This window comes from Tsukamurella spumae (assembly GCF_012396015.1).
GTDB lineage: Bacteria > Actinomycetota > Actinomycetes > Mycobacteriales > Mycobacteriaceae > Tsukamurella > Tsukamurella spumae.
Window position 1 is genome coordinate 1 of sequence record NZ_JAAXOQ010000015.1, and the last position, 25,909, is coordinate 25,909.

Genomic DNA, 25,909 nt, shown 5'->3' on the forward strand with positions numbered 1-25,909 from the left:
GGCCCCGGCGCGGCGAGCCCCGGCATCGCGAGGGCCGCGAGCTCCGGCACCGCGCCGACGCCCTCCTCGCTCTGGCCGGGGGACACCGTCGCCGTGGGCGTCGCGACGCCGGGGATCGGGACGCGCACGAGGACCCGGCCGATCCGGTCGAGCGATCCGAGCCGGGTCCACAGGTCGTCGGCGGACCACGGGGCGGCCGGCGAGACCAGCGCCCAGCGGCGCTCGCCCGCGGGGGCCGCGGCCAGCGACGCCCGGGCCTCCCCCAGGTACTCCGCGACCGCCTGGCCGGACTGCGGCCCGAGGCGGTCACCGTCGGGCCGCACGGACGGGTTCGGCGTGGCGGAGCCGAGCCAGAACGCGAGGCCCAGCGCGACCGCCACCAGCGCGACCCAGCCGGTCAGGGACCTGATCACGCGTCGCGCAGGACGTCCAGGGCGTGCTGCAGGTCGTCCGGGTAGGGCGAGGTGAACTCCACGTACTCCCCCTTGGTGGGGTGCGTGAAGCCCAGCGTGCGGGCGTGCAGCCACTGCCGGTCGAGCCCCAGCTTCTTCGCGAGCACGGGATCGGAGCCGTAGGTCTGGTCGCCGCAGCAGGGGTGGTGCAGCGCCGCGAAGTGCACCCGGATCTGGTGCGTGCGCCCCGTCTCGAGGTGCACGTCGAGCAGCGTCGCGGCCTGGAAGGCCTCGATCGTGTCGTAGTGCGTGATCGAGGGCTTACCGTCCTTGGTGACCGCGAACTTCCAGTCCGAGCTGCGGTGCCGGCCGATCGGGGCGTCGATGGTGCCGGACATCGGGTCGGGATGGCCCTGCACCAGCGCGTGGTACCGCTTGTCGACGGTGCGCTGCTTGAACGCCCGCTTGAGCACGGTGTACGCGCGCTCGGACACGGCCACCACCATCACGCCGGAGGTGCCCACGTCGAGGCGGTGCACGATCCCCTGCCGCTCGGGCGCGCCCGAGGTGGAGATCCGGAAGCCGGCGGCGGCGAGGCCGCCGATCACCGTCGGACCGGTCCAGCCGACGGAGGCGTGCGCGGCGACGCCCACGGGCTTGTCGACGACGACGATGTCCTCGTCCGAGTAGATGATGTTCATGCCGGGGACGGGCTCGGCCACGATCTCCAGCGGCCGCGCGGGCTCGGGCAGGGTCACGTCGAGGAGCGCGCCCGCGCGGAGCTTGTCGGACTTGCCGACGACGGCTCCGTCGAGCGTGACGGAGCCCTCGGCCACCAGATCGGTGACGACGGTGCGCGAGAGGCCCAGCAGGCGGGCGACGCCCGCGTCCACCCGGAGCCCATCGAGGCCGTCGGGGACGGGCATGGTGCGGGACTCACGCATCGCGGGTCTCCTCGCTGTGCGCGACCGACTCGGCGGCGGGGTCGCGCTCGGGACGCTTCTGGCCGAAGCCCTCGTACGGGTCCTTGCCGAACAGGGTCAGCGCGATCAGCAGCACCGCGGCGCAGCTGATCGCCGAATCGGCGGTGTTGAACACCGGGAACCAGTCGCCGACGGAGAGGAAGTCGATGACGTGGCCGCGGAAGACGCCGGGCGCGCGGAAGATCCGGTCGGAGAGGTTGCCGAGCGCGCCGCCCAGCACCAGCCCGAGGCCGATGGCCCACGGGATCGAGGTGAGCTTGCCGCCCATCCGCACGATCCACGCCACCACGCACACGGCGATGATCGTCAGGATCCACGTGTAGCCGGTGGCCATCGAGAAGGCGGCTCCCGGGTTCTTGACGAAGATCAGGCTGAAGGGCCCCAGGACCTCGATCTTCTCGCCGAGGCTCATGTTCCGCACGACCCAGGTCTTGGCGCCGAGATCGATGAGCAGCACTGCGACCGCGACCACCGCCAACAGGATGCGCGGGTTCCGATACCAGCTCGGCCGTGCGGTTGCGGGAGAATCCATGCCCTCCATCATCCACTACGGTGGCGGTGTGCATGGCAGACGGTTGCGGCTGGTCCCGGTGGTGTTGAGCTCGACGGTGGCGCTGGGCGCCGCGTTGGCGGGGTGCGGCGGCACCGATTCCGGGGGCGGCGCGGCGTCCTCGTCCGCCGCTGCCGCCCGGCAATCGATCGCCGCGCCGGCCACGACCGCCGGGTGCACGAACACCCCGCCGACGCTGCCGGGGACCGCAGTCACCGTCGACGTCCCGCAGGCGAGGGTCGTGCTCGGCGGGGCCGGTACGGGCGCACCGAGCGCGCTGACGGTGCGTCCCACGGCCGTCGCCCGGTACTCGCTGTTCACCAATTCGCTGCAGGTGTCGCAGGTGTCCGGCGAGCAGCCCTCGGGCGGCAACCGCGACGTGACGCTGCCGATGGTCGTGCAGCCCACGTGCGCCGACCCACTCGATGCCTATGTCTTCTTCGGGGCCCCGACCTCCACCGACCCCGCGACGACCAAGGCACTCGAGGTGGAGGCCGGCACCGTCGGACGGGTGCGGTTCGCGCCGAACGGCGAGGTGCGATCGTTCGTCATCGCGGCGCCGCCCGGGGTGTCCAACGACGCGCAGTCCGCCTTCGAGCAGGCCCTGCTGCAGACCTTCCTGCGCCTCGTCCCGCTCCCCGCCGAACCCGTGGGGATCGGCGCCACCTGGACGGCGACGAGGACCATCCGCGCCGACAGCAACCTCACCCAGACCATGACCGTGACGCTGGGCGGCACGCTCGAGCGGCCGGAGCTCAAGGCGAAGGTCGACGAGTCCCCCGACGATTCGGTGTTCCGCGTGCCCGACAGCGGCACCACGCTGACCGTCGAGAGCTACACCTCCGAGGGCAACGGCACGATGGTGCTCGATCCGGCCCGGGCGTTCGGCGCGGGCGGCGTGCAGTTGGAGGGCGGCCGGACGCTGGTCGGCGACGATCCCGCGAAGAAGCTGGTCCAGAAGACGGGCAGCGTGTACCGCTTCGACCCGAAGTAGTCGTCAGTGGCAGGAGGGCGAGTCGCGCCCGACCTGCGTGATCATCTGGCAGGCGTAGGACTTCTGCAGCTTCCACCGGCCGTCGTCGAAGACGAGCGTGGCGTAGGCCAGCTGGTTGGTGCCACCCATGAGCACGGAGAACTGGGCCTTCGCGACCCCCGGCTGCTCCAGCACCGGCTTGCTGATGTGCCAGCTGACGGTGGGATTGTCGGCCCGGAGCTTGACCAGCTCGTCGAACAGCGGGGCGTCCGCGGGCGCGGCACCCTGGACCAGCAGGATCTTCTGATCCAGCGGCACCTTCGGGTCGATCGCGCGGGAGAGCATCTCCTCCAGCTGCTGGGTCGACGGTGCGCGGTCCGGCGTGCTCGACGGTGCCTCGGTCACCTCGACCGAGGCGACCGACGGTCCGCTCGACCGCGATTCGGTGTTCTGCCCTCCGCACGCACCGCAGGCCAGGCCCACGAGTACCGCGACGGGGGCCATGAGGACCCGTTCGCGCATCGAGAAGTTCACCTCCGTTCGGCCGCTGCTTCGCCGCCTCCACTATGCCAAACGATGCGCGGTCCGGCGCCGCGCCCTGCGCGGAGCGTGCAATGCTGCAGGCATGCCTGACGTGATCGTGCTCGCCACGGGCGGCACCATCGCCAGCCGCCACGACGACTCCGGCGCCGCGGTCGCCGCCGACTCCGGTGCGGACCTGCTCTCCTCCGTGGGGCGGATCGCGGGCGTCACGGTGACGGTGCGCGACGTGGTCCGCGCCGACTCCTCGGCGCTGACGCTGGAACAGCTCGACGCCATCCGCGCGGGCGTCGCGGACGCGCTGGCCTCGCCCGACGTGGCCGGGGTCGTGGTGACCCACGGCACCGACACCATGGAGGAGACTTCCCTCCTGGTCGACCTCGCGCACGCGGACCCGCGGCCCGTGGTCTTCACGGGCGCACAGCACCCGGCGGACTCGCCGGACGCCGACGGTCCGTCGAACCTCGCGGGCGCGATCGCCGTGGCCGCCGACCCCGCCTACCGCGGCCTCGGGGTGCTGCTGTCCTTCGCCGGTCAGGTGCAGACGGTGCGCGGTCTCGCCAAGGTCTCGACGACGGCGCCCCAGCCCTTCTCCGGCGGCCTGCCCGTCGCGGAGCTGGCCGGGTCCGCGCCGCACCGACTGCTGGCCCGGAGCGCGCCGATCGCGGACGTGCGGGTCGACGTCGTCGCCTCCTATCCGGGCGCCGATGGTGCCCTGGTCGACGCGGCGGTCGACGCGGGCGCCCGGGGGATCGTGCTGGTGGGCACGGGCAGCGGCAACACGACGGTGGCACTCGCCGATGCCGTGCGTCGCGCGCTCGACGCCGGGGTCGTCGTGGTGGTGTCGACCAGGATCGTCGCCGGCCCCCTCGACGCGGCGTACGGCGGCGGTGGCGGCGCGGCGGACCTGGTGGCGGCCGGCGCGATCCTCTCCCGGCGGTTGCGACCGGGCCAGGCCCGGATCGTGTTGCTCGCCCTGCTCGCGAGCGGCGTGGCGCCGCGGTGGATCGAGGCGTACCTGGGGCGGTAGCGGGCACCGTCCGCACCCGCCACCGTGCGATCAGCGGAAGGCCGGGATCCCGGTCATCGTCTGGCCGATGACGAGGGTGTGCATCTCGACGGTGCCCTCGTAGGTGAGCACGGACTCCAGGTTGTTCATGTGCCGGATGACCGGGAACTCCAGGGAGATGCCGTTGGCGCCCAGGATCGTTCGCGCGGTGCGGCAGATCTCCAGGGCCTCGCGGACATTGTTCAGCTTGCCGAGGCTGACCTGCGACGGGTGCAGCGTGCCCGCGTCCTTGCGCCGGCCCAGGTGCAGCGCCAGGAGCAGCCCCTTCGTGTACTCGAGATTCATGTCCGCCAGCTTCTGCTGCGTCAGCTGGAATCCCGCGAGCGGGCGGCCGAACTGCTCCCGCTCGATCGAGTAGGTCAACGCGGCCTCCAGGCAGGAGCGCGCCGCGCCGAGCGCGCCCCAGATGATGCCGTAGCGCGCCTCGTTCAGGCAGCTGAGCGGCCCGCGCAGGCCGCGGACCTCCGGGAAGGCGAAGGCGTTCGGGACGCGGACATCGTCGAGGACGAGCTCGCTGGTGACCGAGGCGCGCAGCGAGAGCTTGTGCTTGATCTCGGGCGCGGAGAAGCCCGGTGTGTCCGTCGGGACGACGAAGCCGCGGATCCCCTCGTCGGTCTGGGCCCAGACGACGGCGACATCGGCGATGGAACCGTTGGTGATCCACATCTTCCGGCCCGTGATCACCCAGTCGTCGCCGTCGCGGCGGGCCCGGGTGCGCATGTTCGCGGGGTCCGAGCCGTGGTCGGGTTCGGTGAGTCCGAAACAGCCGATCGCCTCGCCGGCCGCCATCCGCGGCAGCCACTCCTGCTTGATCTCCTCGCTCGCCCAGCGCCAGAGGGCGAACATGGCGAGCGATCCCTGCACCGACACCATGGAGCGCAGCCCGGAGTCCACCGCCTCCAGTTCGAGGCAGGCGAGGCCGTAGTGGGTGGCGGACATGCCCGCGCAGCCGTAGCCCTCGAGGTGCATGCCGAGCACGCCCATCGAACCGAGATCCCGCATCAGGGCCCGCGGGTCGTCGATCGCGCCCGCCTCGAACCACTCGGCCACGTGCGGCAGGACGCGCTCGGTGCAGGCCCGCCGCACGGACGCGCGCACGGCCCTCTCGTCGTCGGACAGGAGGTCGTCGATGCCGGCCAGGTCGAGGGGTGCGGGCGTGCTCATCAGTGGTTCCTGCTCTCGTCGGGGTTCTGCAGTCGTGCGCGGACGGCGACGTTGTGCTCGCCGAGCGTCGGCGGCCGGCGGTAGTCGGTCACGGGCGTGCGCGAGAAGCCGATCGGGTTGCGCACCTGGTCTATCGCACCGTCGCCCATCGGGATCCGCGGGGCGAGTCCGAGCCCTTCGGCGAGCGCGAAACCGGACGCGATGTCGCCGACGGTGCCGGCGGGCACCCCCGCGGCGGTCAGCCGCCGGACCCACTCCTGCGCGTCCTCGGCCGCCAGGCGCTCCTCCAGGGCGCGGACCAGGTCCGCGCGGTACCGCACGCGCTCCGGGTTGGTCGCGAACCGGGGGTCCCGGGCCAGTCCGGCGGCTCCGACGGCGGCCGCGAGCCGACCGAACTGGCCGTCGTTCCCGCACGCCACGGCGAGCAGTCCGTCGCGGCAGCGCAGTGTCTCGTAGGGCGTGATCGACGGGTGCGTGTTGCCCAGCCGCGTCGGCGACTCTCCCGTCGCGAGGAAGTTCGCGCCCTGGTTCGCGAGCGAACCGAGCAGGGAGGACAGGAGATTGACCTCGACGTGTTGCCCGAGCCCCGACCGCTCACGCTCGTACAGGGCGGCGAGGATGCCCGCCACGGCGTCCTTCGCGGTGAGCACGTCGACCAGGGCGACGCCGACCTTCATCGGGTCGCCGTCGGGGGCGCCGGTGATGCTCATCAGGCCGCCCACGGCCTGCACCAGGAAGTCGTAGCCCGGCAGCGCCGCGCCACCGTCGGACCCGAAACCGGTCACCGAGCAGTAGACGAGGCGAGGGTTGAGCGCCGCGAGCTCGTCGTAGCCGAATCCCTTGGCGCCGAGGGCCCCGGTGCGGAAGTTCTCGACGAGGACATCGGCGCGGCGGACCAGTTCCCGGGCGGCGGCGCGGTCGTCCGGATCGTCCAGATCGAACTCGACGCTGCGCTTCGAGCGGTTCGCCGACTCGAAGTACGCGCTCGTCGACGCGGTCCACGGCGGGCCCCACCGGCGCGTGTCGTCCCCCGCGCCCGGTCGCTCGACCTTGATCACGTCCGCGCCGAGATCGGCCAGCATCACCGTGGCCAGCGGCCCCGCGAGCACACGGCTGAAGTCCGCTACCACGATGCCGTCGAGTATCGGTGCCGCTGTCATCGAGTCCCCATGCCTGCACGATATCCCCCGCGGTGTCCGGCTCGGGGCCGGACGTCAGCGGCCGGACGTCAGCGGGCGGCGGACCGTCGAGCGAGGATCGTCTGCAACACGACCACCACGGCGAGGAACCCACCCGACACGACCAACTGCACGGACGTGGTGAGCGAGCCGATCTGGTTGATCAGGTTCTGGATCACGCCGAGCAGCAGCACGCCCGCCAGGGTCCCGATCATGTTGCCGGCGCCGCCGGCGAGGAGGGTGCCGCCGATGACGACCGCCGAGATCACCGTCAGCTCCATGCCCACGCCCACGGTGGGCACGCCCGACGACGAGTACCACGCGCTCAGCGCGCCCGCGAGCCCGGCGCAGGTTCCGCTGAGCAGGTACACGCCGGCCTGCACGCGAGCGACCGGCACGCCCATCAGCGCGGCGGCGCTCTCCGACCCGCCGACGGCCAGCACCGACTGGCCCGCGCCCGTCCGGGTGACCGCGATCGCCCCCAGGACGAGGATCAGGACCGCCACCGCGGTCGCGAGCCGGAAGCCGAGCACGGTCTCCTGGCCGAGGGCGATCGTCAGCCGATCGGTGATGATGGGCGTCTTCCCGCCACCGTCGGTGATGGCGAGGACGATGCCGCGGGCGCCGAGGAGGCCGGCGAGCGTGACGATGAACGCCGGCATCCGCCCGTAGGCGATGAGAAAGCCCTGGAACAGCCCTATTCCGGCGCACACGATCACCGGCAGCAGCAGCGCCCCGGCGACGCCCCAGCGAGAGCCGTAGGCGGCCAGGACGCCGCCGAGCGCGAAGACGGATCCGACGGACAGGTCGATGCCGCCGGTCATGATCACGAAGGTCATGCCCACCGCGATGATGAGGAGGAAGGACGACTGGATCGCGATGTTCTGGAAGTTGCCGACCGAGGCGAAGGACGCGAACGCGAACGTGCCCACCACGACCACGACGAGCAGGACGATGGCAGCGCCGTAGCTCTGCACCGCGGAGGCCAGTCGCGCGGCGCCGCCGCCGCCGGGCCGGACGGATGCCGGTGCGCTCATCGGGCCCTCCCCCGCTGCAGGAACACCGCGATCAGGATGATCGCCGCCTGGGTGAGTTGGGCGTAGGCGTCCGGGACGTCGTGCATGACCAGAGTGGCCGTGATCAGTTGCAGCAGCAGCGCTCCGGCGATCGTGCCGAGCACCCGCACCCGGCCGCCGGTCAGCGGCGTACCGCCGATGACCACCGCGGTGATCGCGGAGAGCTCGATGAGATTGCCGAGCGTCGAGGGAACGGACGCCCCGAGCCGCGCGGTGCTGATCACTCCCGCCACGGCCGCCAGGACCGCCGACACCACGTAGACGGTGAACAACACCCGTCGGACCGGGAGACCCGCCAGGCGCGCGGCGGTACGGTTGCCGCCGACCGCAGCGAGTTGCTTGCCGAAGGTCGTCGTGTTGACCAGGACGAACACCCCCACCGCCAGGACGGCCGCGATCAGGACCGGCACGGGGATCCCGGCGATCGAGCCCTGCCCCAGCCGCAACAGGCCCGGATCCTCGATGGACGTGAGCTTCTCCCCGGACACGAGCAGGGCGATGCCGCGCCCGGCGACCATGAGCGAGAGCGTCGCGACGATCGCCTGGACGCCGACGAGCGCGACCATGGCGCCGTTCGCCGCGCCGACGAGGAGGCCGGCGGCGAGTGCGAATCCCACTGCGACAACGGGTCCGTAGCCGATGTAGAGAGGGATCACGGCCGCGGCGAGCGCCATCACCGCGCCCACGGACAGGTCGATGCCACCTGTGCCGATCACGATCGCCATGCCGAGCGCGACGAGAAGCACGGGCACCACCTGGATCAGCTGGGTCCGCAGGTTCCCCGTCGCGAAGAAGGCCGGCGTGAAGATCAGGTTGCCCAGGAGCAGTACGACGATCGCGAGGTACACGCCGTAGCTCTGCAGCCACGGCATGACCTTCTCCGCCCCGCGCCGCCGGGAGATCGCGACCGCTGCCGTCATGCGTCCGCCTCCAGATCGATCGCCAGCGCCGCCAGCACGGATTCCGTGGTGACCTCGGCACCGTCGAGCTCGGTGACGCGCCGGCCGTCCGCGAGGACGACGACCCGGTCGGCACCCTCGACGAGTTCCTCGAGCTCGGAGGACACCAGCACGATCGACAGGCCGTTCCCCGCGAGCTCGTCGACGAGCGCCTGGACCTCCGCCTTGGCTCCGACGTCGATGCCCCGGGTGGGCTCGTCGAGCAGCAGTACGGTGGGGCTCATCGCGAGCCACCGAGCGATCATCACCTTCTGCTGGTTGCCGCCGGAGAGCTCGGAGACGGGTTGATCGGGACTCGACGCCTTGATCCGCAGCCGCTCGACGAAGGTGCTCACGACCGCGTCCTGTCGTTTGCGGGAGGTGAAGCCGAAGCGGGAGAGCCGGGGCAGCGCGGCGAGGACGATGTTGTCGCGGACGGAGAGCTGCGGAATGATGCCCTCCACCTTGCGGTCCTCCGGCACCATGACGATGCCGGCACGGATGGCCCCCGGGACGGATCCCGTGGCGATCGGACGGCCCTCGAGCTCGACGGTGCCGCCGTCGAGCGGGAGCGCACCCGAGAGCGCCTGCAGAGTCTCGGACCTCCCCGCCCCGAGGAGGCCGGCGAGACCGAGGACCTCGCCGCGACGAAGGTCGACGTCGACCCCGGAGAGCCGGTGCCGGCGGGTCAGCCCCCGTGCGGCCAGCACCACCTCGTCCTGCGCCTCGTGCTCCCCGGCGAAGGCGGTCCGGCCGGCGCGCTCGACCTTCTCGACCGACCGCCCGAGCATGAGCGAGACCAGCTCGGCACGCTCCAGATCGGCGAGATCTCCCACATGGACCACCTTTCCGTCGCGGAGCACGGTGACGGACTCGCACACCCGGTAGATCTCATCCATCCGGTGGCTGACGTAGACGATCGCGATGCCCTGCTCCCGCAGCCGGCGAACGACGCCGAACAGGGTCTCCACCTCGCGCGCCTCGAGCGAGCTGGTCGGTTCGTCCATGATCACCACGCGGGCGTCGATGCTCACCGCCCGCGCGAGCGCGACCATCTGCTGCACGCCCATCGCGTAGGACTCGAGCGGCCGCGTCACGTCCACGTCGATGTCGTAGCCCGCGAGCAGGTCGGCGGCGGCGCCGTGCATCCGCCGCCGGTCGATCAGCCCGCCCCGGCGCGGTTCCCGGCCCAGGAACAGGTTCTGCGCCACCGACATCTTGGGGATCAGGTTCACCTCCTGGTAGATGGTGCTGACCCCCGAGCGCTGCGCATCGAGCGGGCGGGCGAAGGTGACCGGCTCACCGCCGACCAGGATCTCGCCGGCGTCCACACCGTGGACGCCGGTGAGCACCTTGATCAGCGTCGACTTTCCCGCACCGTTCTCGCCCATGAGCGCCATCGCCGCGCCGGCCGGCAGGCGGAAGTCCACCGCGTCGAGGGCCGTGACACCCGCGAAACGCTTGGTCACGCCGCGGGCCTCGAGGATGAAGGAAGGGTCCATGCGAATCCGATCTCCGGTCAGTAGGATTCGCCGAGCCTGCTCTGCGCGTTCGACTGGTCGTACTCGCCGTCCTCGATGACGACGGTCTGGGCGACCGGCTTACCGTCGAGGAAGCTCGACAGCGTCGAGAAGGCGAGCGGCCCGAACCGCGGATTCGATTCGACCACACCGTTGTAGCGGTTCTGCGCCACCTGGCTGACGGCGTTGCGGGTGCCGTCGACTGAGTAGAGCTGGATGTCCTTGCCGGGCTGCTTCCCCGACGCCACGATCGCGGCCTGCGCGCCGAGGCCCATCTCGTCGTTCTCGGCGTAGAAGGCCTTGAGGTCCGGATACTGCTGCAGCAACTGCTCGGCCACCGTCTGCCCCTTGCCCCGGGCGAACTCGCCGGTCTGCTGCGCCACGATCTGGATGCCGGGCGCCGATGCCTTGATCTCATCGACGAAGCCCTTGGTGCGGTCGGTGGTGACCGTGTTGCCCGAGGTGCCGAGCAGGATCGCGACCTTGCCGGTGCCACCCGTGCCCTTGATCAGCTGCTGCGCGGCGCGCTTGCCCTGTTCGACGAAGTCGGAGCCGAGGAAGGAGACGTAGTCCTTGCACGCCGCGGCATTGAGCTTGCGGTCGACGGTGAGGACCGGGATGTTCTTCTCCCGCGCCTGGCGGAGCGCGGGCTCCAGGCCATCGCTGTTGAGGGGCGCCACGACGAGCACGTTGGCGCCCTGGCTGATCAGGTCCTGGATGTCGCTGATCTGCTTGGAGAGCTGGCTCTGGGCGTTGGTCGCGATGAACCGCTTGACTCCGACCTTCTTCGCCTCCTCGGTGATCGACCGCGTCTCGGCGATACGGAAGGGGTTGTCCTCCTTCTCCGACTGGGAGAACCCGACGACCGCATCCTTGAGCGCGATCTTCTGGCCGCCGTACGCCGCGAGATCGCAGGTGGGTCCGTCCGATGCGCGGGCGCGCTGGGTGTTCTCGCTCGCCGACGACGCCGTATCCGTGGACCCGGTGTTCGTGCAGCCGGCGAGCGCGACCCCCACCGACATGACGGTCGCGGACAGGATGAGAACGGGCCGCGCGGGGACGGCTCCGGACCGTCGAATCGCCTGGTGAACGCGCATGATGATGAACCTCCTGGACGAGCTCGCGACCACCTCGGCCGCACGCTGAAACGAACAGTAACTCACATCTACGCACGCGATTGCACAGTTTGCGAAATCAGTGCTGTTCGAAAATGTGAACCGCCGGGCGCGCGGTCGCGTCGGGCCGCCCCGGCGCGGGCGATATCGCACAATCAGTCGATACAGGTGATATCACTAGAACATTCGCGTAGGATGAGGGGAGACGGAGGGAGGGGCCGATGGGTATCACCACCTGCACGGCAGCGGAGTACACCGCCGCCCTCGAATCCTTCGAACAAGCCGTCGGGATCCTCGCGTCCGCGGATCCGGTGCTACTCGATTCCGCTGCAGTGCTGGACTCGCTCGGCAGGCTCGAGACCGCGGCCCGGCAGGTGCCGTACCTCCAGCACACGCTCACGCGGGTCGCCGATGAGCAGGGACTGCCCGCGCAACTCGGCTACACCGGCATGCGCGAACTGCTCGTCCAGCGGCTGCGTCTCGGCGGATCGGAGGCGCGGGACCGGATCCACGGCGCCCGCGATCGCGCGCCCCGGCACGTACACGGGGAACCGCCCGAGCCGCGCTTCGCCCTGGTGGCCGAGGCACAACAAGAGGGCACGATCTCGGACCGGCACGCCTGCGTCATCGAGCGCATCTTCCAGAGCTGCCGCAGGACCATCAAGCCCGACGAGGCCGCCATCCTCGAGGACGTCCTGGTTACCGCCGCTGCAGACGTTCCGCCCGAGGATCTGCATGTGATCGGCAAACGCGCGCTCGCCCACCTCGATCCCGACGGTGCGGAGCCGAACAGCGAGGTCGTCTCCCGGGCCCGCGGGCTCACCGTGGGCAAGCAGGACGACGATCTGATGACGCCGCTCGACGGCGACCTCTCCCCCGAGTGCCGCGCGCTCCTGGACACGATTCTTGAGAAGCTCGCGCGGCCCGGCGTGAACAACCCCGAGGACGCCGACGCGCCGGTCGATCCCGCCGATCAGGAGGCCGTGCGAGCCGCGGCGAGGCGCGACACCCGCACCACGGCCCAACGCAACCACGACGCACTCGTCACCGCGCTGACGATCGCGATCAACTCCGGTGCGCTCGGACAACACCGGGGTGTCGCGTGCGTGCCGATCATCACCCTCACGATCGACCAGGTCGAGTCCGAGACCGGGATCGCCACCACGGCCACCGGCGGGCGCATGCCCGTCGAGGACGCGCTGCGCATGATGGGCGCGAACCCGCGGTACGTGCTCGTCCTGGACCTGCAATCGCGCCCGCTGTTCCTCGGCCGGGAGAAGCGTCTCGCCTCCGCCGATCAGCGGATCGCGCTCTACGGATCGGAGAAGGGGTGCACCGCACCGGGTTGCGATGCACCCGCCACCCGCTGCCAGGTGCATCACATCACCGAATGGGCCGACGGCGGCCCCACCGACATCACGTGCCTGACACTCGCCTGCGACGCCCACCACGGCAAGGTGGTCCCCGGGACCGGCGAGTTCCCCCGCGGCTGGGACACGATCACCGTCCGCGAGGGCGACTACGCCGGCCGTACCGGATGGCGCCGCACGGCGGACCCGTCCCACGAATACCGGGTCAATCACAAGCACCACGCGGACGAGCTGTACCGCCGGGCCCTGCAGCGCTGGCTGCGCCGCCGGGACGGGCTGATCAACCTCTGGCGCAGCGAGGAGCTCCGCGTGCAGTACCAGCGGTTCGTCGGCGCCATCGACCACGACATCGCCGACATCCTCGACGGTCCCCACGGCCCACACATCCTCGAATCACTTCTCTCGGAACACGACGCGGACGAGCCGTGGAACCGGGACATGCCCGCCGACCTGCGCCCCGCAGCCTGACGGCGCCGCTATCGAGGAAGCTCAGCCCTCCTCGTCGTCGTCGGTGCGCAGGTGCTCCGCGGGCCAGTCGAGGGAGTCGAGGGGGTCGGCCTCGCGGAGATCGGCATCGTCGACCTTGAAACTGCGCATGCGCCCCGGCCCGGAGGTACGGGTCTCGAACCGCACGCTGAGCACGCCGTGCCCGGTGCCCTGCACCCAGCCGTGCCCGAACTCGGGGTGCCGGACGTCCATGCCGGGGCGCCAGCCGATCAGGGCGGGCGCGTCGTCGATCGCAGGTCCGGAATCGGCGGTCTCCGCCTCCGGCGGCGCATCGGGAGCCTCGTCCCCGAACAACGTGAACTGCTCGATACTGCTCAGCCCCGTGAAACCCACGCCCACGAGGCGCAGGCCGCCGATCTCCATGGGGTCGAGGGCGAGGCGCTGCGCGGTCGCCGTGAGCACCGCACCATCGGTGGTGGCGGACGGGAGGGTCGCGGACCGAGTGAGCAGGGACATGTCCGACCGCTTCAACTTGAGCACGACGGTGCGCGCCCCTCGCCCGTCCCGCCGCAGCCGGCGCAGCGCGTGCTCGGCGCTGCGATCGATCTCCCGGCGCAGGGCGTTCATGGTGGTCACGTCGGTCTCAAGGGTGTGCTCGGCGCTGATGGACTTCGCCTCGCCGTTGACCGCCACCGGCCGGTCGTCCTCGCCCCGCGCGAGCCGGTGCAGCGCGGGCCCCAGCGTGACGCCGAGCACCGAGACCACCTCGACCTCGCTCATCGACGCGAATTGACCGATCGTGTCGACCCCCAAGCGGGACAGCCGCTCCCCCGCGACCGGGCCGATCCCCCAGAGCTTGCGGACGGGCAGCGGGTACAGCATCGACTCCTGCGCGGCGGGCGGGATGATGGACACCCCGTCGGGCTTCGCGAGCCCGGACGCGATCTTCGCGGCCTGCTTGCCCGCCCCCGCGCCGACCGACGCGACGAGGCCCGTCGCCTCCCGGATCCGGGACCGCAGCCGCTCGGCGAAGGCCACCACCTCGTCCGTCGACGCCCCGGCGAGCTCGACCGGCTCGCCGAAGGCCTCGTCGAAGGACAAGGTCTCGACGACGGGGATGAGCTCGCGCACCGCCCCGAAGACGCGCCGGCTGACCGTCCCGTACAGCGCCCCGCGCGGCGGCAGCACCACGGCGGACGCGCCGACGAGCCGACGCGCCTGGTGCATCGGCATCGCCGAGCGTGCGCCGAAGACCCGCGCCTCGTACGAGCAGCCGGCGACCACGCCGCGGCCGCCGAGCCCGCCCACCAGGACCGGGCGCCCGCGCAGGGTGGGCCGGGTCAGCTGCTCGCAGGACGCGAAGAAGGCGTCCATGTCGAAGTGCAGCACCCAGCGGCGGCTGCGATCGTCGGACACCGACTACACCGTGACGACGCGCAGGAGATCCTCGAGTCCCGCGAAGTCGTCCGGGTTGCGCGTGTAGACGTCCAGCCCGTGCGCGTGGGCGGTCGCGGCGATGAGCAGGTCGGCGAGGCGGCGACGGGGTGCTCTCCCGCGGCGGAACACCGCCGCGGCGACCAGGCCGTAGCTCGCGGCCGCGATGGCGTCGAACGGAATCGGCTCGAACACGGCGGTCACCTCCTGCAGCCGGAGCTGCCGGCGCGCCGCCTCCATCGGATCCGCGGTCAGGTGCGGTGCGGCGGCGAGCTCGGCCGCCGTGATCGCCGCGATCGCGGTGATCTCCGGTACCGCGTCGATCACCTCCGGCATCGCGATCAACACGGACGTGTCGAGCAGACCGGGTGCGCTCACCACGGCTCCTGCTCGGCCAGGGAATCCACGTCGGCGCGGAAGGCCTCGGCGTCGATGCGGACGCCCGCGCCGAGTGCGTTCCGCAGATCCGCCCGGCGCACGAACATCCGCCGCCCCGCGCCGACGGGGCGCAGCTCGGCGACCGGAGTTCCGTTACGGGTGACCACGAAGGTCTCCCCCGCCTCGACGGACTTCATCACCGCAGCGTTGTCGTTGCGGAGCTCGCGTTGCGCGATCACCCTGCCCATACGCCCACTGTAGCGCAGATCGCTACAGTGGGCTACGCACGTTCCCGCAGCTCAGGCCTTGGTGAGTCGGCCCCGGACGCCATCGCCCAGATCCACACTGTCGGGCGCCGCGGGGTCCAGAGCAGCGAACTCAAGCGACGTGGCCAGTACCTCACCCGCGATCAGGTCCCGGTGCTGTTCGGCAGCCGCCCGGTGCTCCTGCGGCACGTCGAGCACCAGCGCGATCCGATCGCTGACGTCGAGCCCCGCGGACCGTCGGGCCTCCTGCAGCTCGCGGATGCGATCCTTGGCCCAGCCCTCGGCCTCGAGCTCGGCGTCGACCGTCAGGTCGAGCACCACGAGCCCGCCGCCGTCGGGCAACTCCGCGGTGGAATCGGGCGCGGCGGCGACCAGCTTGCGCGTGTACTCGCCGTCCTGGAGCGGGATCCCGGCGGCGACCAGCGCACCGTCGACCACCTCGTAGTCCCCGGACTTCACGGCCTTGATCACCGTCTGCACGTCCTTGCCCAGGCGCGGGCCCGCCGCGCGGGCGTTGACCGCGATCTCGACCCGTCCGTACTGATCCGCGTCGGGCGAGACGGTGACCTCCCGGACGTTCACCTCGTCGGCGATGATCGAGGCGAAGGGCGCGAGCTTGTCCGCGTCGGGCCCGGCGACGGTCAGCGAGTGCAGCGGCAGCCGCACGCGCAGCTTGTTCGCCTTGCGCACCGACGACGCGACGGAGCACACGTCCCGGACCTCGTCCATCGCGGCGACCAGCTCCGGATCCGCGGGCAGGTCCGTCTCCGACGGCCAGTCGGTCAGGTGCACCGACTCGCCGCCGGTGAGGCCGCGCCACATCGCCTCGGTGGCCATCGGCAGCAGCGGCGCCGCGAGCCGGCAGACGGTCTCCAGCACGGTGTACAGGGTGTCGAAGGCACCGTCGTCCGCGCCGTCCCAGAACCGTGCCCGCGAGCGGCGCACGTACCAGTTGGTCAGCGCGTCGACGAACAGCCGCAGCTCCTCGCAGGCGTCGGCGATGTTGCAGGTGTCCAGTGCCTCCGTCATGGCGTCGCGGGTCTGCGCCAGCTTCGCGAGGATGTACCGGTCCAGCACGTCCTGCGAGTCCGTGCGCCAGGTGGCCGGCTTCTCCGCGTACAGCTGCAGGAACGAGTAGGCGTTCCACAGCGGCAGCAGCGTCTGCCGGACGCCGTCGCGGATGCCCTGCTCGGTGACCACGAGGTTGCCGCCGCGCAGGATGGGCGAGGCCATGAGGAACCAGCGCATCGCGTCGGAGCCGTCGCGGTTGAAGACCTCGTTGACGTCCGGGTAGTTCCGCTTCGACTTCGACATCTTGAGGCCGTCGTGGCCGAGGACGATGCCGTGCGCCGCGACCGTGCGGAAGGCGGCGCTGTCGAACAGCGCCGTCGCCAGCACGTGCAGGTTGTAGAACCAGCCTTTGGTCTGGCCGTTGTACTCGACGATGAAGTCGCCCGGGAAGTGACTGTCGAACCACTCCTGGTTCTCGAACGGGTAGTGCACCTGCGCGAAGGGCATGGAGCCCGATTCGAACCAGCAGTCCAGCACCTCGGGAACGCGGTGCATCGTCGACTTCCCGGTCGGGTCATCGGGATTCGGCCGGGTCAGCTCGTCGATGTACGGGCGGTGCAGGTTGTCCGGACGCACGCCGAAGTCGCGCTCCAGCTCGTCCAGCGAGCCGTAGACGTCCACCCGCGGGTACGCGGGATCGTCGGAGACCCACACCGGGATCGGTGCGCCCCAGTAGCGGTTGCGGCTGATGTTCCAGTCGCGCGCGCCCTCGACCCACTTGCCGAACTGGCCGTCGCGGATGTGCGCCGGGTTCCAGGTGATGTCCTGGTTCAGCTCCAGCATGCGCGGGATGATCTTGGTGACCTCGACGAACCACGACGGCACGGCCATGTAGATCAGCGGCTGGCCCGAGCGCCACGAGTGCGGGTAGCTGTGCTCGATGGTCTCGTGCCGCAGCAGCCGGCCCTTGGCCTTGAGGTCCTTGGCGATGACGGGGTTGGCGTCGAACACCTGGAGGCCCTCGTAGGGCGGCACCGCCGAGGTGAACTTCCCGCCCGGGTCCAGCGGCTGCACGACCTCGATGCCGTACTTCCCGGTGGCGAGGTCCATGTCCTCCTCGCCGAAAGCGGGCGCGAGGTGCACCACGCCGGTACCGGAATCGGTCGTCACGTAGTCCGCGAGGAGCGTCACGTGCGCCTTCGGGTGGCCGACGAAGAAGTCGAAGGGCGGCTCGTAGGCGGCGAACTCGAGCTCGCGGCCCTTGTACGTTCCCTTGATCTCCGGCGACTCGCCGAGCTCGCGGGCGTACTGGCCCAACCGCGCCTCGGCCAGCAGGTACTCGCGTCCCTCGAAAGCGGAGCCGTCCTGCGCCTTCACGTGCACGTAGTCGAGGTCCGGGTGCACCGCGATCGCGAGGTTCGAGGGCAGCGTCCACGGCGTGGTGGTCCAGATCAGCGCCTCGACACCGTCGAGGGCCTCCAGCGCAGTGCCCTTGGTGCGCAAGGGCATCCCGACGGTGACCGCCGGGTCCTGCCGCATCTTGTAGGCGTCGTCGAGCTTGGACTCCTGATTCGACAGCGGCGTCTGCTCGTACCAGGAGTACGGCAGCACGCGGTAGCCCTGGTAGATCAGGCCCTTGTCGTGGAGGGTCTTGAACGCCCACATGACGGACTCCATGAAGTCCAGGTCGAGCGTCTTGTAGTCGTTGTCGAAGTCCACCCAGCGCGCCTGGCGAGTGACGTACTGCCGCCACTCCTCCGTGTACTGCAGCACCGACGTGCGGCAGTAGTCGTTGAACTTCGCCACGCCCATGGTCTCGATCTCGGACTTGTCCTTGATCCCCAGCTGGCGCTCCGCCTCGAGCTCGGCGGGCAGGCCGTGGGTGTCCCAGCCGAACCGGCGGTCCACCTTCTTCCCGCGCATCGTCTGGTAGCGCGGGACGAGGTCCTTGACGTAGCCGGTCAGCAGGTGGCCGTAGTGCGGCAGGCCGTTCGCGAAGGGCGGACCGTCGTAGAAGACGAACTCCTCGGCCTCCGAACGGTTCGCGATGGACTTCCGGAAGGTGTCGTTCGCGGACCAGTACGCGAGGACGCGTTCCTCGAGGTCCGGGAACGACGGGGTGCCCGCCTTCGCGGGGGCGTCGTCGTCGCGGGTCATGTCCACCAGCGGATAGGGGCGCTTCTCACTCATCGTGACTCCTCGTGCCGTCTACTACCAGCACGGGGACGATGCCCGGCCTGTGGCCGGGCTCCGCGGTACCACCCCGCTTGCGCCGCCCGGGAAATCCCAGGGCGACACCACTTTCAACGCGGACTGTGACGGGCCCACCCGTCCGGTTCTACTGGGGCCCGCGAGCGGGCCCGTTCTTCCGGATGCTCCCCGGTGATGGCCGGATCGACGCAGTGCTACCCACAAGGATAGCGGTCAGTACAACATCATTTCGGGTCGGGATCTTCCGACTCGGGTTCCCGGGGCGGCGTCCACTCGGTGCCCCAGGCCTGATCGACCCGGATCTGCGGGATCTGGTCGGTCATGTCCGGGTCGTACGTCCCGGGCGCGAACAGCCCGCGGGTGCTCTCGTCGTCGGTGTCGGCCGGCGACTCGTGCTCCCACCCGGTGGGTCCGTTGAGCGGCCCCGCCACGAACTGGGCGGTCGGGCGCGCATCGTCGTCCGGGCCGTCGTGCCGCCCGAACTCCTCATGCCCGACGGTGCCGGCTTCCCGCGCCGCATCGTCCGCGGCAGTTGCCGCCGCAGAGCCGTCCTCGGGCTCACCCGCGTCGTCGGCCCGGTCCCCCGGGCTCCAGGCACCCTCGGACCCCTCATCGCCGCCCCGGTCGGGCGACTCGTCCGAGGCCTTACCCGCCTTGTCGCGATCGCCGCGGCGGTAGGTGAGGACGTCGCCGAGCAGGAGGACGACGCCGACCACCGAGACCACCACGCACGCGATGGCGAGCCAGAGATTGGCCGTGATCAGGGCGACGATCAGCAGAACGAACCCGATGACCGTCGCCCCCAGAGCTGCTAGCAGCATGAGAACTCCGCCTTAGTACCGGCCGGCTCCAGCCCTACTTGTACTGCTGGTTGCCGCCGGCATTGCCGGGATCGTTGAAGTCGCCGCCGCGTCCCTGGCCGTGGTCGACCGGGGCCGCGCTGCGCAGCGACTGCAGCTCCTCGAGCTGACCCTCGAGGTAGGTCTTGAGGCGGGTGCGGTACTCGCGCTCGTAGGTCTTGAGCTGCTCGATCCGACCCTCCAGCACGGTGCGCTGCTGGTTGATGGTGGTCATGATCTCGGTGTGCTTCTGCTCGGCCTCGGCCTGCAGGGAGTCGGACCGCTCCTGCGCCTGGCGCAGCTGGTTCTCCGACCGCGTCTGCGCATCGGCGAGCAGGGCGTCCGATCGCTGGCGCGCGTCGGACACCATGGCGTCGGCCTTCTGGCGCGCATCGGCGACCATGGCCTCCGACTGGGCACGCGCATCCGAGACGAGCTTCTCGGCCTCGGAACGCGAGTTGCTCGTGAGCCGGTCGGCGGTCTCCTGCGCGAGGCCGAGCACCTTGGCCGCGCGCATGTGCGCCTCCTCGGTGGTGGTCGGCGCAGCTGCGGCGGCGGCGGGAGCGACGGGCTCCTGCACGGCCGGGGCGCTCACCGCGGGCGCGGCGAAGGCGACCGTGTTACCTGCCGAGGGCTGCTCGCCGCCGGCGCGGGCCTCGCCGAGCTCGCGCTCGAGCTCGGAGTTGCGCTGCTGCAGATCGTTGTTCTCGTCGATCAGCCGAGCGAGCTCGGTCTCGACCAGATCGAGGAACTGATCCACCTCGTCCTCGTTGTAGCCGCGCTTTCCGATCGGCGGCTTGCTGAACGCCACGTTCCGCACGTCGGCGGGTGTCAGCTTCATAGGTCGTTTCCCCTCAATTCGGCTGCTCGACAGATCTCAAGTCACTCGGACCAACACTGTAACTAGTGCACATCCTGTCACACCAGACCCGTTTGTTCCTCATCACCTAACAATCATGCGATGAAATGTCCGATTCATCAGGCACTGATCACTCCGGCGGCATCTATGCGGCCAGACTGCTGACCACGCTCTGCGCGATCGCCACCAGGAGAAACAGCACGATGAAAGCGAGATCGAGCCGAACCGGACCGAGGGGCACCGTCGGAATGACTTTCCGGAGGCCCTTCAGCGGCGGATCCGTGACGGTGAACACCCCTTCGAGTGCGATCGCCACGATTCCCTTCGGATACCACTCCCGGGCGAAGGACTTCACCACTTCGATCACCAGGCGAACGATCAGGAGGGCCCAGAAGATCGAGAGGAGGATGAGGACGACGAGCCAGAATGCTTGCACCGGTACAGTCTGCCCGAATCCGTCAGCGGTTGTAGAAGCCGGTCTCCGCGATCCGCGCCCGATCCTCGGCCGTCACATCCACATCGGCGGTGGCCAGCATGAACACCTTGGTGGTGATGCGGTCGAAGGAGCCGTGCAATGCGAAGGTCAGGCCGGCGGCGAAGTCGACCAGACGCTTGGCATCGGCATTGTCCATGGCCGTCAGGTCCATGATCACCGGGATGCCGTCGCGGAACCGCTCACCGATCGTGCGCGCCTCCTCGTACGAGGTGGGACGGAGGGTGGTGATGCGGGACATCGGGTTCTCCTGGCTCAGCACGTCGGCACGGGTGTCCATCGCCAGCGCGCCCCGGGTGGACGTCGAGATGGAGCGCGAGCCGTCCCGCAGGGGCTCCAGGCGCGGCAGCCGGGCCTCGGCACGAGCGGGCTCGCGGTAGCCGCGGTCGTAGTCGTCGTACGCGGCGCCCCGGCCGGCGTAGCCCTCGTCGTACGCGGACTGGTAGCCGTCGTAGTCCTCGGAGCGGCGGCCGTCGTACGCGTAGCCGCGCTCGCCGCGGTAATCCGAGCGGTAGTCGTCGAACTCGTCGTCGAGGCCGCGCCGGCCGCGCGGCTGCGGCGTGCCCTCATCGACGTATCCGTCGTCGTACGCATCCAGCGGAACCATGCCGAAGTACGCCTTGACCTTGTGCAGAGTGCTCATCTTTGCCCTTCCTCGGCGCCTGCATGGGCTGGTGTGACGATTGTGACTGTCGTTATGGAAGTGAGATTAGTGGGCTGCACGCGCGAATCGCGGTTCCGACACGCACACACACCGATCCGAATTCCATCGATGTGATTCGCCGCCGCATCGTCGGCCTCAGGACCGGGCGTTCTCGTCGATCCAGATGACCGACGCCAGCCGTCCCGTGGGGGCGCCGCGCCGGTGCGAGAACAACGTGGGATCGGAGATCGTGTCGCGCGGATCCTGCGCGACCGCGTTCACCCCCAGGCCCTGCAACTGGCGCCGGATCCCGGCGCGCAGGTCCAGCCCGGCGGTCCCCTTGTCGGTGCGGCACCGGCTGCCGGGCAGGTGCGCCTCGACATCGGCCGCCATCGCGGCGGGCACCTCGTACGTCGCGCCGCTCGCCGCCGGGCCGAGGAAGGCACCGATCCGCTCGGGCCGCGCGCCCAGATCGCGCATGGTCTCGACGACCCTCGGGACGATGCCGATCCGCGCGCCCACGCGACCCGCGTGCACGGCCGCCAGCACGCCCGCCTCGTCGTCGGACAGCAGGATCGGCACGCAGTCCGCGGTCAGCACCGCCAGGGCCAGCCCGGGCACCGTCGTCACGATCGCGTCCGTCGCCTCGACCGGCTCGGCCCGCGGACCGTCGACGACGGTGACGGTCCGGCTGTGGATCTGCTCCATCCACACCACGTGCCCCGGCGCGACGCCGATCTCACGCTCGAGGCGGAGCCGGTTCGCAGCGACGGCCGCGGGATCGTCGCCGACGTGGTCGCCGAGGTTGAACGAGTCGTACGGGGCCTGCGAGACGCCGCCGGCACGGGTGGTGGTCACCCGCCGGACTCGGGCCGTGGTGACAGGAGCGGATCCGGGATCAGTCATGGCCCAAAGACTACTGACGGCGCCCCGAACGAATCGGGAGCGCCGTCAGTGGCGGTGAGGACGCGGCGGTCAGCGCCGGTTCTGCAGGAACGACGGGACGTCGAGGTCGAAGTCGTCGTCCGAGCGGGACTCACGGCCGCCGGGGGTCGCCGAGAACGGGTCGTTGGCGCGGGCCGGGCGGGCGCCGAACGGGTTGCCCCGACGTGCATCCTCAGGCTCCGCCACGGCCGACTGCTCGGGCGCCGTGTGCTGCCCGCCGATACGGGTCACGGGACGGCGCGCCGGAGCCCCGCCGTCGAAGCCCGCGGCGATCACGGTGATCCGCACCTCGTCGCCCAGGTTGTCGTCGATCACCGTGCCGAAGATGATGTTCGCGTCCTCGTGCGAGGCGCCCTGCACCAGCGAGGCGGCCTCGTTGATCTCGAACAGGCCGAGATCACTGCCGCCCGCGATGGACATGAGCACGCCGTGCGCGCCCTCCATCGAGGTCTCCAGCAAAGGCGAGTTCACGGCGGCCTCGGCCGCCTTGAGGGCGCGCCCCTCGCCGCGCGCCGAGCCGATGCCCATGAGGGCGCTGCCCGCACCGGACATGACGCTCTTGACGTCCGCGAAGTCGACGTTGATCAGGCCCGGCGTGGTGATCAGGTCGGTGATGCCCTGGACGCCGTTGAGGAGCACCTCGTCGGCGCTCCTGAAGGCGTCGAGCGCGGAGACGTTGACATCGCCCAGCTGCAGCAGCCGATCGTTCGGGATCACGATGAGCGTGTCGCACGACTCGCGCAGCGACGTGATGCCGGTCTCGGCCTGCTTGCCGCGGCGCGCCCCCTCGAAGGTGAAGGGCCGGGTCACGACGCCGACGGTGAGCGCGCCGAGCTTGCGCGCGATGCTCGCGACCACGGGCGCGCCGCCGGTACCGGTGCCGCCGCCCTCGCCCGCGGTGACGAAGACCATGTCGGCGCCCTTGAGGAGCTCCTCGATCTCGTCCTTCGCATCCTCGGCCGCCTTGCGACCCACCTCGGGATCGGCGCCGGCGCCGAGACCGCGGGTCGAGTCGCGACCCACGTCGAGCTTGACATCGGCGTCACTCATGATGAGCGCCTGGGCATCGGTGTTGATCGCGATGAACTCGACGCCCTTGAGCCCCTGCTCGATCATGCGGTTGACGGCATTGACGCCGCCGCCGCCGATGCCGACGACCTTGATGACGGCGAGGTAGTTGTGCGCGGCGGTCATGTTTCGCCTTCCCCTGGGTGTGAAGTCTGTGCTTCGAGACGAACCCTAAACCTCAACAAAAGGCTTAAAGTTATGTCAAGTAGTTGGTCTGAAACCAAGGTAGAGGGCGGTACGGCACTTGACGGGTAACCGCGTGGGCGTGTCGGGGAAAAACGTTGGCGGTGAGCGGAGAACCGCACTCAGCGGGTGGTCGGCATGTCCGGATCGATCACGGTGAACTCGCGCCCGGGACGGGTCAGCACGATGCGCAGCGCCGCGGCCTTGGCATCGGCGCGCTCGTCGTCGCCCCAGTACACGATCCGCTTGTCGCGCAACACGAACCGGACGTTCGCGGGCGAGTTCGCGCCGATCTCGACGACCTGCCCGTGCAGGTCCGGCGGCAGCGCCTTGAGCACGGCGATCGCCGCCGTGGTGGACGGGTCGTCGGAGCGCAGATCGTCGACGGTGAGCTTGGGCGTGAGGATGGGGGGCTCCCCCACCTTGATGAAGGGCACCCCCTTGGCGTCCACGAGCACCGTGCCGGAGGGCCGCTGGGCGTAGGCGACGACCTCGCGCTCCGTGACCTCGACGACCAGCGTCGACGGATACGACACCGTCACCGTGGCACGGTCGATCCACGGGCTGACGCCGATCACCCGCGTGGCGTAGTCGTCGCGCTGGGCGGAGGTGATCTGCAGCAGCGGGCGACCCTTGAGCGGGTCCACCACCTTCGCGATCTCGTCGGCAGGCGCATGGGTGGCACCGGTGACCGAGACATCGCGGGCCGACAGGAGCGGCGAGAAGTACGCGGCGGCCACCAGGCCGCCCACGACCACCAGCGCGAGCAGGATCAGCAGCAGCCGCCGCAATCCCGGTACGCGCCTGCGCGTCGCGACATCACTCACGCGCCCGCCTCAGCGCCGCGCTGCGCGAGCGCGGTCAGGATCGACGGTGCCTGCATCGTCACGTCACCGGCGCCCATGGTGATCACCACGTCGCCCGGGCGCGCGAGACCGGCGATCACGTCCGCGACATCGGCCTGCCGCGGCACGTACCGCACCGAGGCCGTGACCCGCTCGGCGATCCGAGCGCCCGTGACGCCGGGCAGCGGATCCTCGCGGGCACCGTAGACATCGAGCACCACCACCTCGTCCGCCAGACTGAGCGCCTCCGCGAACTCGGCGGCGAACTGCTCGGTGCGCGAGTACAGGTGCGGCTGGAAGGCGACGATGACGCGGCCCGGCTCGGCCTGCTTGGTCACCATCTCCGCCGCCGCCGTGAGGACGGCCCGCACCTCGGTCGGGTGGTGCGCGTAGTCGTCGAACACGCGGACGCCGCCGCTCGTGCCACGCAATTGGAACCGGCGGTGCACGCCGCCGAAGGCCTCGATGCCCTCGATCACCGTGGCGGCGGGGTATCCCATGCTCACCACCGCGATGGTGGCGGCGATCGCGTTGAGCGCCATGTGCCGCCCGGGCACGGACAGCAGCAGCGCCCGCTCGACGATGCGGCGGTTCTCGTCCGAGAAGCGGACCTTGAGCATCCCGCCCTCGGCGCGCGGCTTGTAGTCCAGCAGCTCCGCGATGAGCGTCACGTCCGGCGCCAGGTCTCGGTGGGTGCCCTCGCCGTATCCGAGCACGCGCACGCCGCGGGCGCGCAGGATCGCGTGCGTGCGCTGCGCGAGCGCCGCCGCGCCCGGGTCGTCCAGACAGACGACCAGCGTGCCGCCGGGACGGATCCGCTCGGTGAAGGCGTCGAAGACCGCGACGTACTTCTCCTCGGAACCGAAGAAGTCCAGGTGGTCCGCCTCGACATTGGTGATCACCACGACATCGGGCGCGTACTGCAGCAGCGAGCCGTCGGACTCGTCCGCCTCGGCGACGAACACGTCGCCGGTGCCGTGGAAGGCGTTCGTCCCGGACTCGTTGAGCTCTCCGCCGACGGCGAACGACGGATTGGCGCCGCAGTGCTGCAGCCCCACGACCGCCATCGAGGTCGTGGAGGTCTTGCCGTGCGTGCCGCTCACCAGCAGCGTGCGGTAGCCGTCCATGAGGTCGGCGAGGACCTCGGGCCGCAGGATCACGGGGATGCCGCGACGGGCCGCCTCGACGAGCTCGGGGTTGTCCTTGGGGATCGCGGCGTGGGTGGTCACCACCACCGTCGGGCCGCCGGGCAGCAGGTCGAGCGCCTCGGGGCTGTGCCCCACCTGGACCTGCGCGCCGCGGGCGCGCAGCGCGATCACGCCCCGCGACTCCTTGGCGTCGGACCCCGACACCCGGCCGCCGCGCGAGAGCAGGATCCGCGCGACGCCGGACATGCCGGCCCCGCCGATGCCCACCATG

The 25,909-nt window shown here is 70.6% G+C and carries 24 protein-coding genes and 1 pseudogene; 3 read left to right on the forward strand and 22 right to left on the reverse strand.

Annotation, left to right across the window (positions count from 1 at the left end; genetic code table 11):
- The 3 genes and pseudogenes from HF999_RS12250 to lspA all read right to left on the reverse strand — a co-directional run.
- Positions 1 to 413 (reverse strand): annotated as a pseudogene (locus HF999_RS12250) (hypothetical protein); the annotation flags it as partial.
- Positions 410 to 1,336 carry an RluA family pseudouridine synthase gene (locus HF999_RS12255; protein ID WP_168546152.1) on the reverse strand — a complete coding sequence of 309 codons (927 nt, stop codon included), beginning with the start codon at positions 1,334 to 1,336 and terminating at the stop codon, positions 410 to 412. The pseudogene HF999_RS12250 and the gene HF999_RS12255, both read right to left, overlap by 4 nt.
- Positions 1,329 to 1,907, reverse strand: a complete 579-nt coding sequence (gene lspA, locus HF999_RS12260; protein ID WP_210733755.1) for a signal peptidase II — start codon at positions 1,905 to 1,907, stop codon at positions 1,329 to 1,331. The genes HF999_RS12255 and lspA overlap by 8 nt, the downstream gene beginning before the upstream one ends.
- Between lspA and HF999_RS12265 the strand changes: the two genes are divergently transcribed.
- Entirely contained in the window at positions 1,906 to 2,919 is a 1,014-nt protein-coding gene (locus HF999_RS12265; RefSeq protein ID WP_168546154.1) for a hypothetical protein, read from the forward strand. The two genes, lspA and HF999_RS12265, sit on opposite strands and share 2 nt — an antisense overlap.
- A gap of 3 nt (positions 2,920 to 2,922) precedes the next feature.
- On the opposite strand, the gene HF999_RS12270 is transcribed toward HF999_RS12265, so the two are convergent.
- Positions 2,923 to 3,420: a WKL family lipoprotein gene (locus HF999_RS12270; protein ID WP_168546155.1), complete on the reverse strand. Its 498-nt coding sequence runs from the start codon at positions 3,418 to 3,420 to the stop codon at positions 2,923 to 2,925.
- Positions 3,421 to 3,523: 103 nt separating this feature from the next.
- Here HF999_RS12270 and HF999_RS12275 point away from each other — a divergent pair, with 103 nt between their 5' ends.
- Positions 3,524 to 4,468, forward strand: coding sequence for an asparaginase (locus HF999_RS12275; RefSeq protein ID WP_168546156.1), 945 nt, complete (start codon positions 3,524 to 3,526; stop codon positions 4,466 to 4,468).
- A gap of 30 nt (positions 4,469 to 4,498) precedes the next feature.
- Here HF999_RS12275 and HF999_RS12280 read toward each other — a convergent pair whose 3' ends face one another.
- The 6 genes from HF999_RS12280 to HF999_RS12305 all read right to left on the reverse strand — a co-directional run bounded on the left by HF999_RS12280 (position 4,499) and on the right by HF999_RS12305 (position 11,480).
- Positions 4,499 to 5,671, reverse strand: a complete 1,173-nt coding sequence (locus tag HF999_RS12280) for an acyl-CoA dehydrogenase family protein (RefSeq protein ID WP_168546157.1) — start codon at positions 5,669 to 5,671, stop codon at positions 4,499 to 4,501.
- Positions 5,671 to 6,831, reverse strand: coding sequence for a CaiB/BaiF CoA transferase family protein (locus HF999_RS12285; RefSeq protein WP_168546158.1), 1,161 nt, complete (start codon positions 6,829 to 6,831; stop codon positions 5,671 to 5,673). The genes HF999_RS12280 and HF999_RS12285 overlap by 1 nt, the downstream gene beginning before the upstream one ends.
- A gap of 68 nt (positions 6,832 to 6,899) precedes the next feature.
- Positions 6,900 to 7,886, reverse strand: a complete 987-nt coding sequence (locus tag HF999_RS12290; RefSeq protein ID WP_168546159.1) for an ABC transporter permease — start codon at positions 7,884 to 7,886, stop codon at positions 6,900 to 6,902.
- Positions 7,883 to 8,845, reverse strand: a complete 963-nt coding sequence (locus HF999_RS12295; RefSeq protein ID WP_168546160.1) for an ABC transporter permease — start codon at positions 8,843 to 8,845, stop codon at positions 7,883 to 7,885. The genes HF999_RS12290 and HF999_RS12295 overlap by 4 nt, the downstream gene beginning before the upstream one ends.
- Complete coding sequence (locus HF999_RS12300; protein ID WP_168546161.1) at positions 8,842 to 10,365, reverse strand: sugar ABC transporter ATP-binding protein; 1,524 nt, start codon at positions 10,363 to 10,365, stop codon at positions 8,842 to 8,844. Before HF999_RS12300 ends, HF999_RS12295 begins: the two co-directional genes overlap by 4 nt.
- 17 nt (positions 10,366 to 10,382) lie before the next feature.
- Entirely contained in the window at positions 10,383 to 11,480 is a 1,098-nt protein-coding gene (locus HF999_RS12305) for an ABC transporter substrate-binding protein (protein WP_246207719.1), read from the reverse strand.
- Positions 11,481 to 11,719: 239 nt separating this feature from the next.
- Between HF999_RS12305 and HF999_RS12310 the strand changes: the two genes are divergently transcribed.
- Positions 11,720 to 13,336, forward strand: a complete 1,617-nt coding sequence (locus HF999_RS12310; RefSeq protein ID WP_168546162.1) for an HNH endonuclease signature motif containing protein — start codon at positions 11,720 to 11,722, stop codon at positions 13,334 to 13,336.
- A 21-nt stretch (positions 13,337 to 13,357) separates the two neighbouring features.
- On the opposite strand, the gene HF999_RS12315 is transcribed toward HF999_RS12310, so the two are convergent.
- The 12 genes from HF999_RS12315 to murC form a co-directional block, all read right to left on the reverse strand.
- Positions 13,358 to 14,689, reverse strand: a complete 1,332-nt coding sequence (locus HF999_RS12315; protein WP_210733758.1) for a DNA polymerase IV — start codon at positions 14,687 to 14,689, stop codon at positions 13,358 to 13,360.
- A 45-nt stretch (positions 14,690 to 14,734) separates the two neighbouring features.
- Positions 14,735 to 15,127, reverse strand: coding sequence for a PIN domain-containing protein (locus HF999_RS12320; RefSeq protein ID WP_312854122.1), 393 nt, complete (start codon positions 15,125 to 15,127; stop codon positions 14,735 to 14,737).
- Positions 15,124 to 15,375, reverse strand: a complete 252-nt coding sequence (locus HF999_RS12325) for a type II toxin-antitoxin system Phd/YefM family antitoxin (RefSeq protein ID WP_168546164.1) — start codon at positions 15,373 to 15,375, stop codon at positions 15,124 to 15,126. Before HF999_RS12325 ends, HF999_RS12320 begins: the two co-directional genes overlap by 4 nt.
- A gap of 51 nt (positions 15,376 to 15,426) precedes the next feature.
- Positions 15,427 to 18,594 carry an isoleucine--tRNA ligase gene (ileS, locus tag HF999_RS12330; protein ID WP_210733756.1) on the reverse strand — a complete coding sequence of 1,056 codons (3,168 nt, stop codon included), beginning with the start codon at positions 18,592 to 18,594 and terminating at the stop codon, positions 15,427 to 15,429.
- Between the two features lie 245 nt (positions 18,595 to 18,839).
- Positions 18,840 to 19,436: a hypothetical protein gene (locus tag HF999_RS12335; protein ID WP_168546165.1), complete on the reverse strand. Its 597-nt coding sequence runs from the start codon at positions 19,434 to 19,436 to the stop codon at positions 18,840 to 18,842.
- Positions 19,437 to 19,470: 34 nt separating this feature from the next.
- Positions 19,471 to 20,295 (reverse strand): DivIVA-like cell division protein Wag31, encoded by an 825-nt coding sequence (wag31, locus tag HF999_RS12340; protein ID WP_168546166.1) that lies wholly within the window; start codon positions 20,293 to 20,295, stop codon positions 19,471 to 19,473.
- A gap of 163 nt (positions 20,296 to 20,458) precedes the next feature.
- Positions 20,459 to 20,749: a YggT family protein gene (locus HF999_RS12345; RefSeq protein ID WP_168546167.1), complete on the reverse strand. Its 291-nt coding sequence runs from the start codon at positions 20,747 to 20,749 to the stop codon at positions 20,459 to 20,461.
- A gap of 22 nt (positions 20,750 to 20,771) precedes the next feature.
- Entirely contained in the window at positions 20,772 to 21,449 is a 678-nt protein-coding gene (locus HF999_RS12350; RefSeq protein WP_168546168.1) for a cell division protein SepF, read from the reverse strand.
- Positions 21,450 to 21,605: 156 nt separating this feature from the next.
- Positions 21,606 to 22,355, reverse strand: a complete 750-nt coding sequence (gene pgeF / locus HF999_RS12355) for a peptidoglycan editing factor PgeF (protein WP_168546169.1) — start codon at positions 22,353 to 22,355, stop codon at positions 21,606 to 21,608.
- A gap of 69 nt (positions 22,356 to 22,424) precedes the next feature.
- On the reverse strand, positions 22,425 to 23,588 hold the full coding sequence (ftsZ, locus tag HF999_RS12360) for a cell division protein FtsZ (protein WP_168546170.1): 1,164 nt from the start codon (positions 23,586 to 23,588) through the stop codon (positions 22,425 to 22,427).
- A 179-nt stretch (positions 23,589 to 23,767) separates the two neighbouring features.
- Positions 23,768 to 24,472 carry a cell division protein FtsQ/DivIB gene (locus HF999_RS12365; RefSeq protein WP_168546171.1) on the reverse strand — a complete coding sequence of 235 codons (705 nt, stop codon included), beginning with the start codon at positions 24,470 to 24,472 and terminating at the stop codon, positions 23,768 to 23,770.
- Positions 24,469 to 25,908, reverse strand: coding sequence for a UDP-N-acetylmuramate--L-alanine ligase (gene murC / locus HF999_RS12370; RefSeq protein ID WP_210733760.1), 1,440 nt, complete (start codon positions 25,906 to 25,908; stop codon positions 24,469 to 24,471). Before murC ends, HF999_RS12365 begins: the two co-directional genes overlap by 4 nt.
- Between the last annotated feature and the right edge of the window lies 1 nt (position 25,909).

What these genes read in the sequence shown, in the direction of transcription:
- HF999_RS12255 (WP_168546152.1), bottom strand. Translation starts at nt 1,336, where the DNA reads ATGCGTGAGTCCCGCACCATGCCCGTCCCCGACGGCCTCGATGGGCTC.
- HF999_RS12265 (WP_168546154.1), top strand. Translation starts at nt 1,906, where the DNA reads ATGCCCTCCATCATCCACTACGGTGGCGGTGTGCATGGCAGACGGTTG.
- lspA (WP_210733755.1), bottom strand. Translation starts at nt 1,907, where the DNA reads ATGGATTCTCCCGCAACCGCACGGCCGAGCTGGTATCGGAACCCGCGC.
- HF999_RS12270 (WP_168546155.1), bottom strand. Translation starts at nt 3,420, where the DNA reads ATGCGCGAACGGGTCCTCATGGCCCCCGTCGCGGTACTCGTGGGCCTG.
- HF999_RS12275 (WP_168546156.1), top strand. Translation starts at nt 3,524, where the DNA reads ATGCCTGACGTGATCGTGCTCGCCACGGGCGGCACCATCGCCAGCCGC.
- HF999_RS12280 (WP_168546157.1), bottom strand. Translation starts at nt 5,671, where the DNA reads ATGAGCACGCCCGCACCCCTCGACCTGGCCGGCATCGACGACCTCCTG.
- HF999_RS12285 (WP_168546158.1), bottom strand. Translation starts at nt 6,831, where the DNA reads ATGACAGCGGCACCGATACTCGACGGCATCGTGGTAGCGGACTTCAGC.
- HF999_RS12290 (WP_168546159.1), bottom strand. Translation starts at nt 7,886, where the DNA reads ATGAGCGCACCGGCATCCGTCCGGCCCGGCGGCGGCGGCGCCGCGCGA.
- HF999_RS12295 (WP_168546160.1), bottom strand. Translation starts at nt 8,845, where the DNA reads ATGACGGCAGCGGTCGCGATCTCCCGGCGGCGCGGGGCGGAGAAGGTC.
- HF999_RS12300 (WP_168546161.1), bottom strand. Translation starts at nt 10,365, where the DNA reads ATGGACCCTTCCTTCATCCTCGAGGCCCGCGGCGTGACCAAGCGTTTC.
- HF999_RS12305 (WP_246207719.1), bottom strand. Translation starts at nt 11,480, where the DNA reads ATGCGCGTTCACCAGGCGATTCGACGGTCCGGAGCCGTCCCCGCGCGG.
- HF999_RS12310 (WP_168546162.1), top strand. Translation starts at nt 11,720, where the DNA reads ATGGGTATCACCACCTGCACGGCAGCGGAGTACACCGCCGCCCTCGAA.
- HF999_RS12315 (WP_210733758.1), bottom strand. Translation starts at nt 14,689, where the DNA reads ATGGACGCCTTCTTCGCGTCCTGCGAGCAGCTGACCCGGCCCACCCTG.
- HF999_RS12325 (WP_168546164.1), bottom strand. Translation starts at nt 15,375, where the DNA reads ATGGGCAGGGTGATCGCGCAACGCGAGCTCCGCAACGACAACGCTGCG.
- ileS (WP_210733756.1), bottom strand. Translation starts at nt 18,594, where the DNA reads ATGAGTGAGAAGCGCCCCTATCCGCTGGTGGACATGACCCGCGACGAC.
- HF999_RS12335 (WP_168546165.1), bottom strand. Translation starts at nt 19,436, where the DNA reads ATGCTGCTAGCAGCTCTGGGGGCGACGGTCATCGGGTTCGTTCTGCTG.
- wag31 (WP_168546166.1), bottom strand. Translation starts at nt 20,295, where the DNA reads ATGAAGCTGACACCCGCCGACGTGCGGAACGTGGCGTTCAGCAAGCCG.
- HF999_RS12350 (WP_168546168.1), bottom strand. Translation starts at nt 21,449, where the DNA reads ATGAGCACTCTGCACAAGGTCAAGGCGTACTTCGGCATGGTTCCGCTG.
- pgeF (WP_168546169.1), bottom strand. Translation starts at nt 22,355, where the DNA reads ATGACTGATCCCGGATCCGCTCCTGTCACCACGGCCCGAGTCCGGCGG.
- ftsZ (WP_168546170.1), bottom strand. Translation starts at nt 23,588, where the DNA reads ATGACCGCCGCGCACAACTACCTCGCCGTCATCAAGGTCGTCGGCATC.
- murC (WP_210733760.1), bottom strand. Translation starts at nt 25,908, where the DNA reads ATGGTGGGCATCGGCGGGGCCGGCATGTCCGGCGTCGCGCGGATCCTG.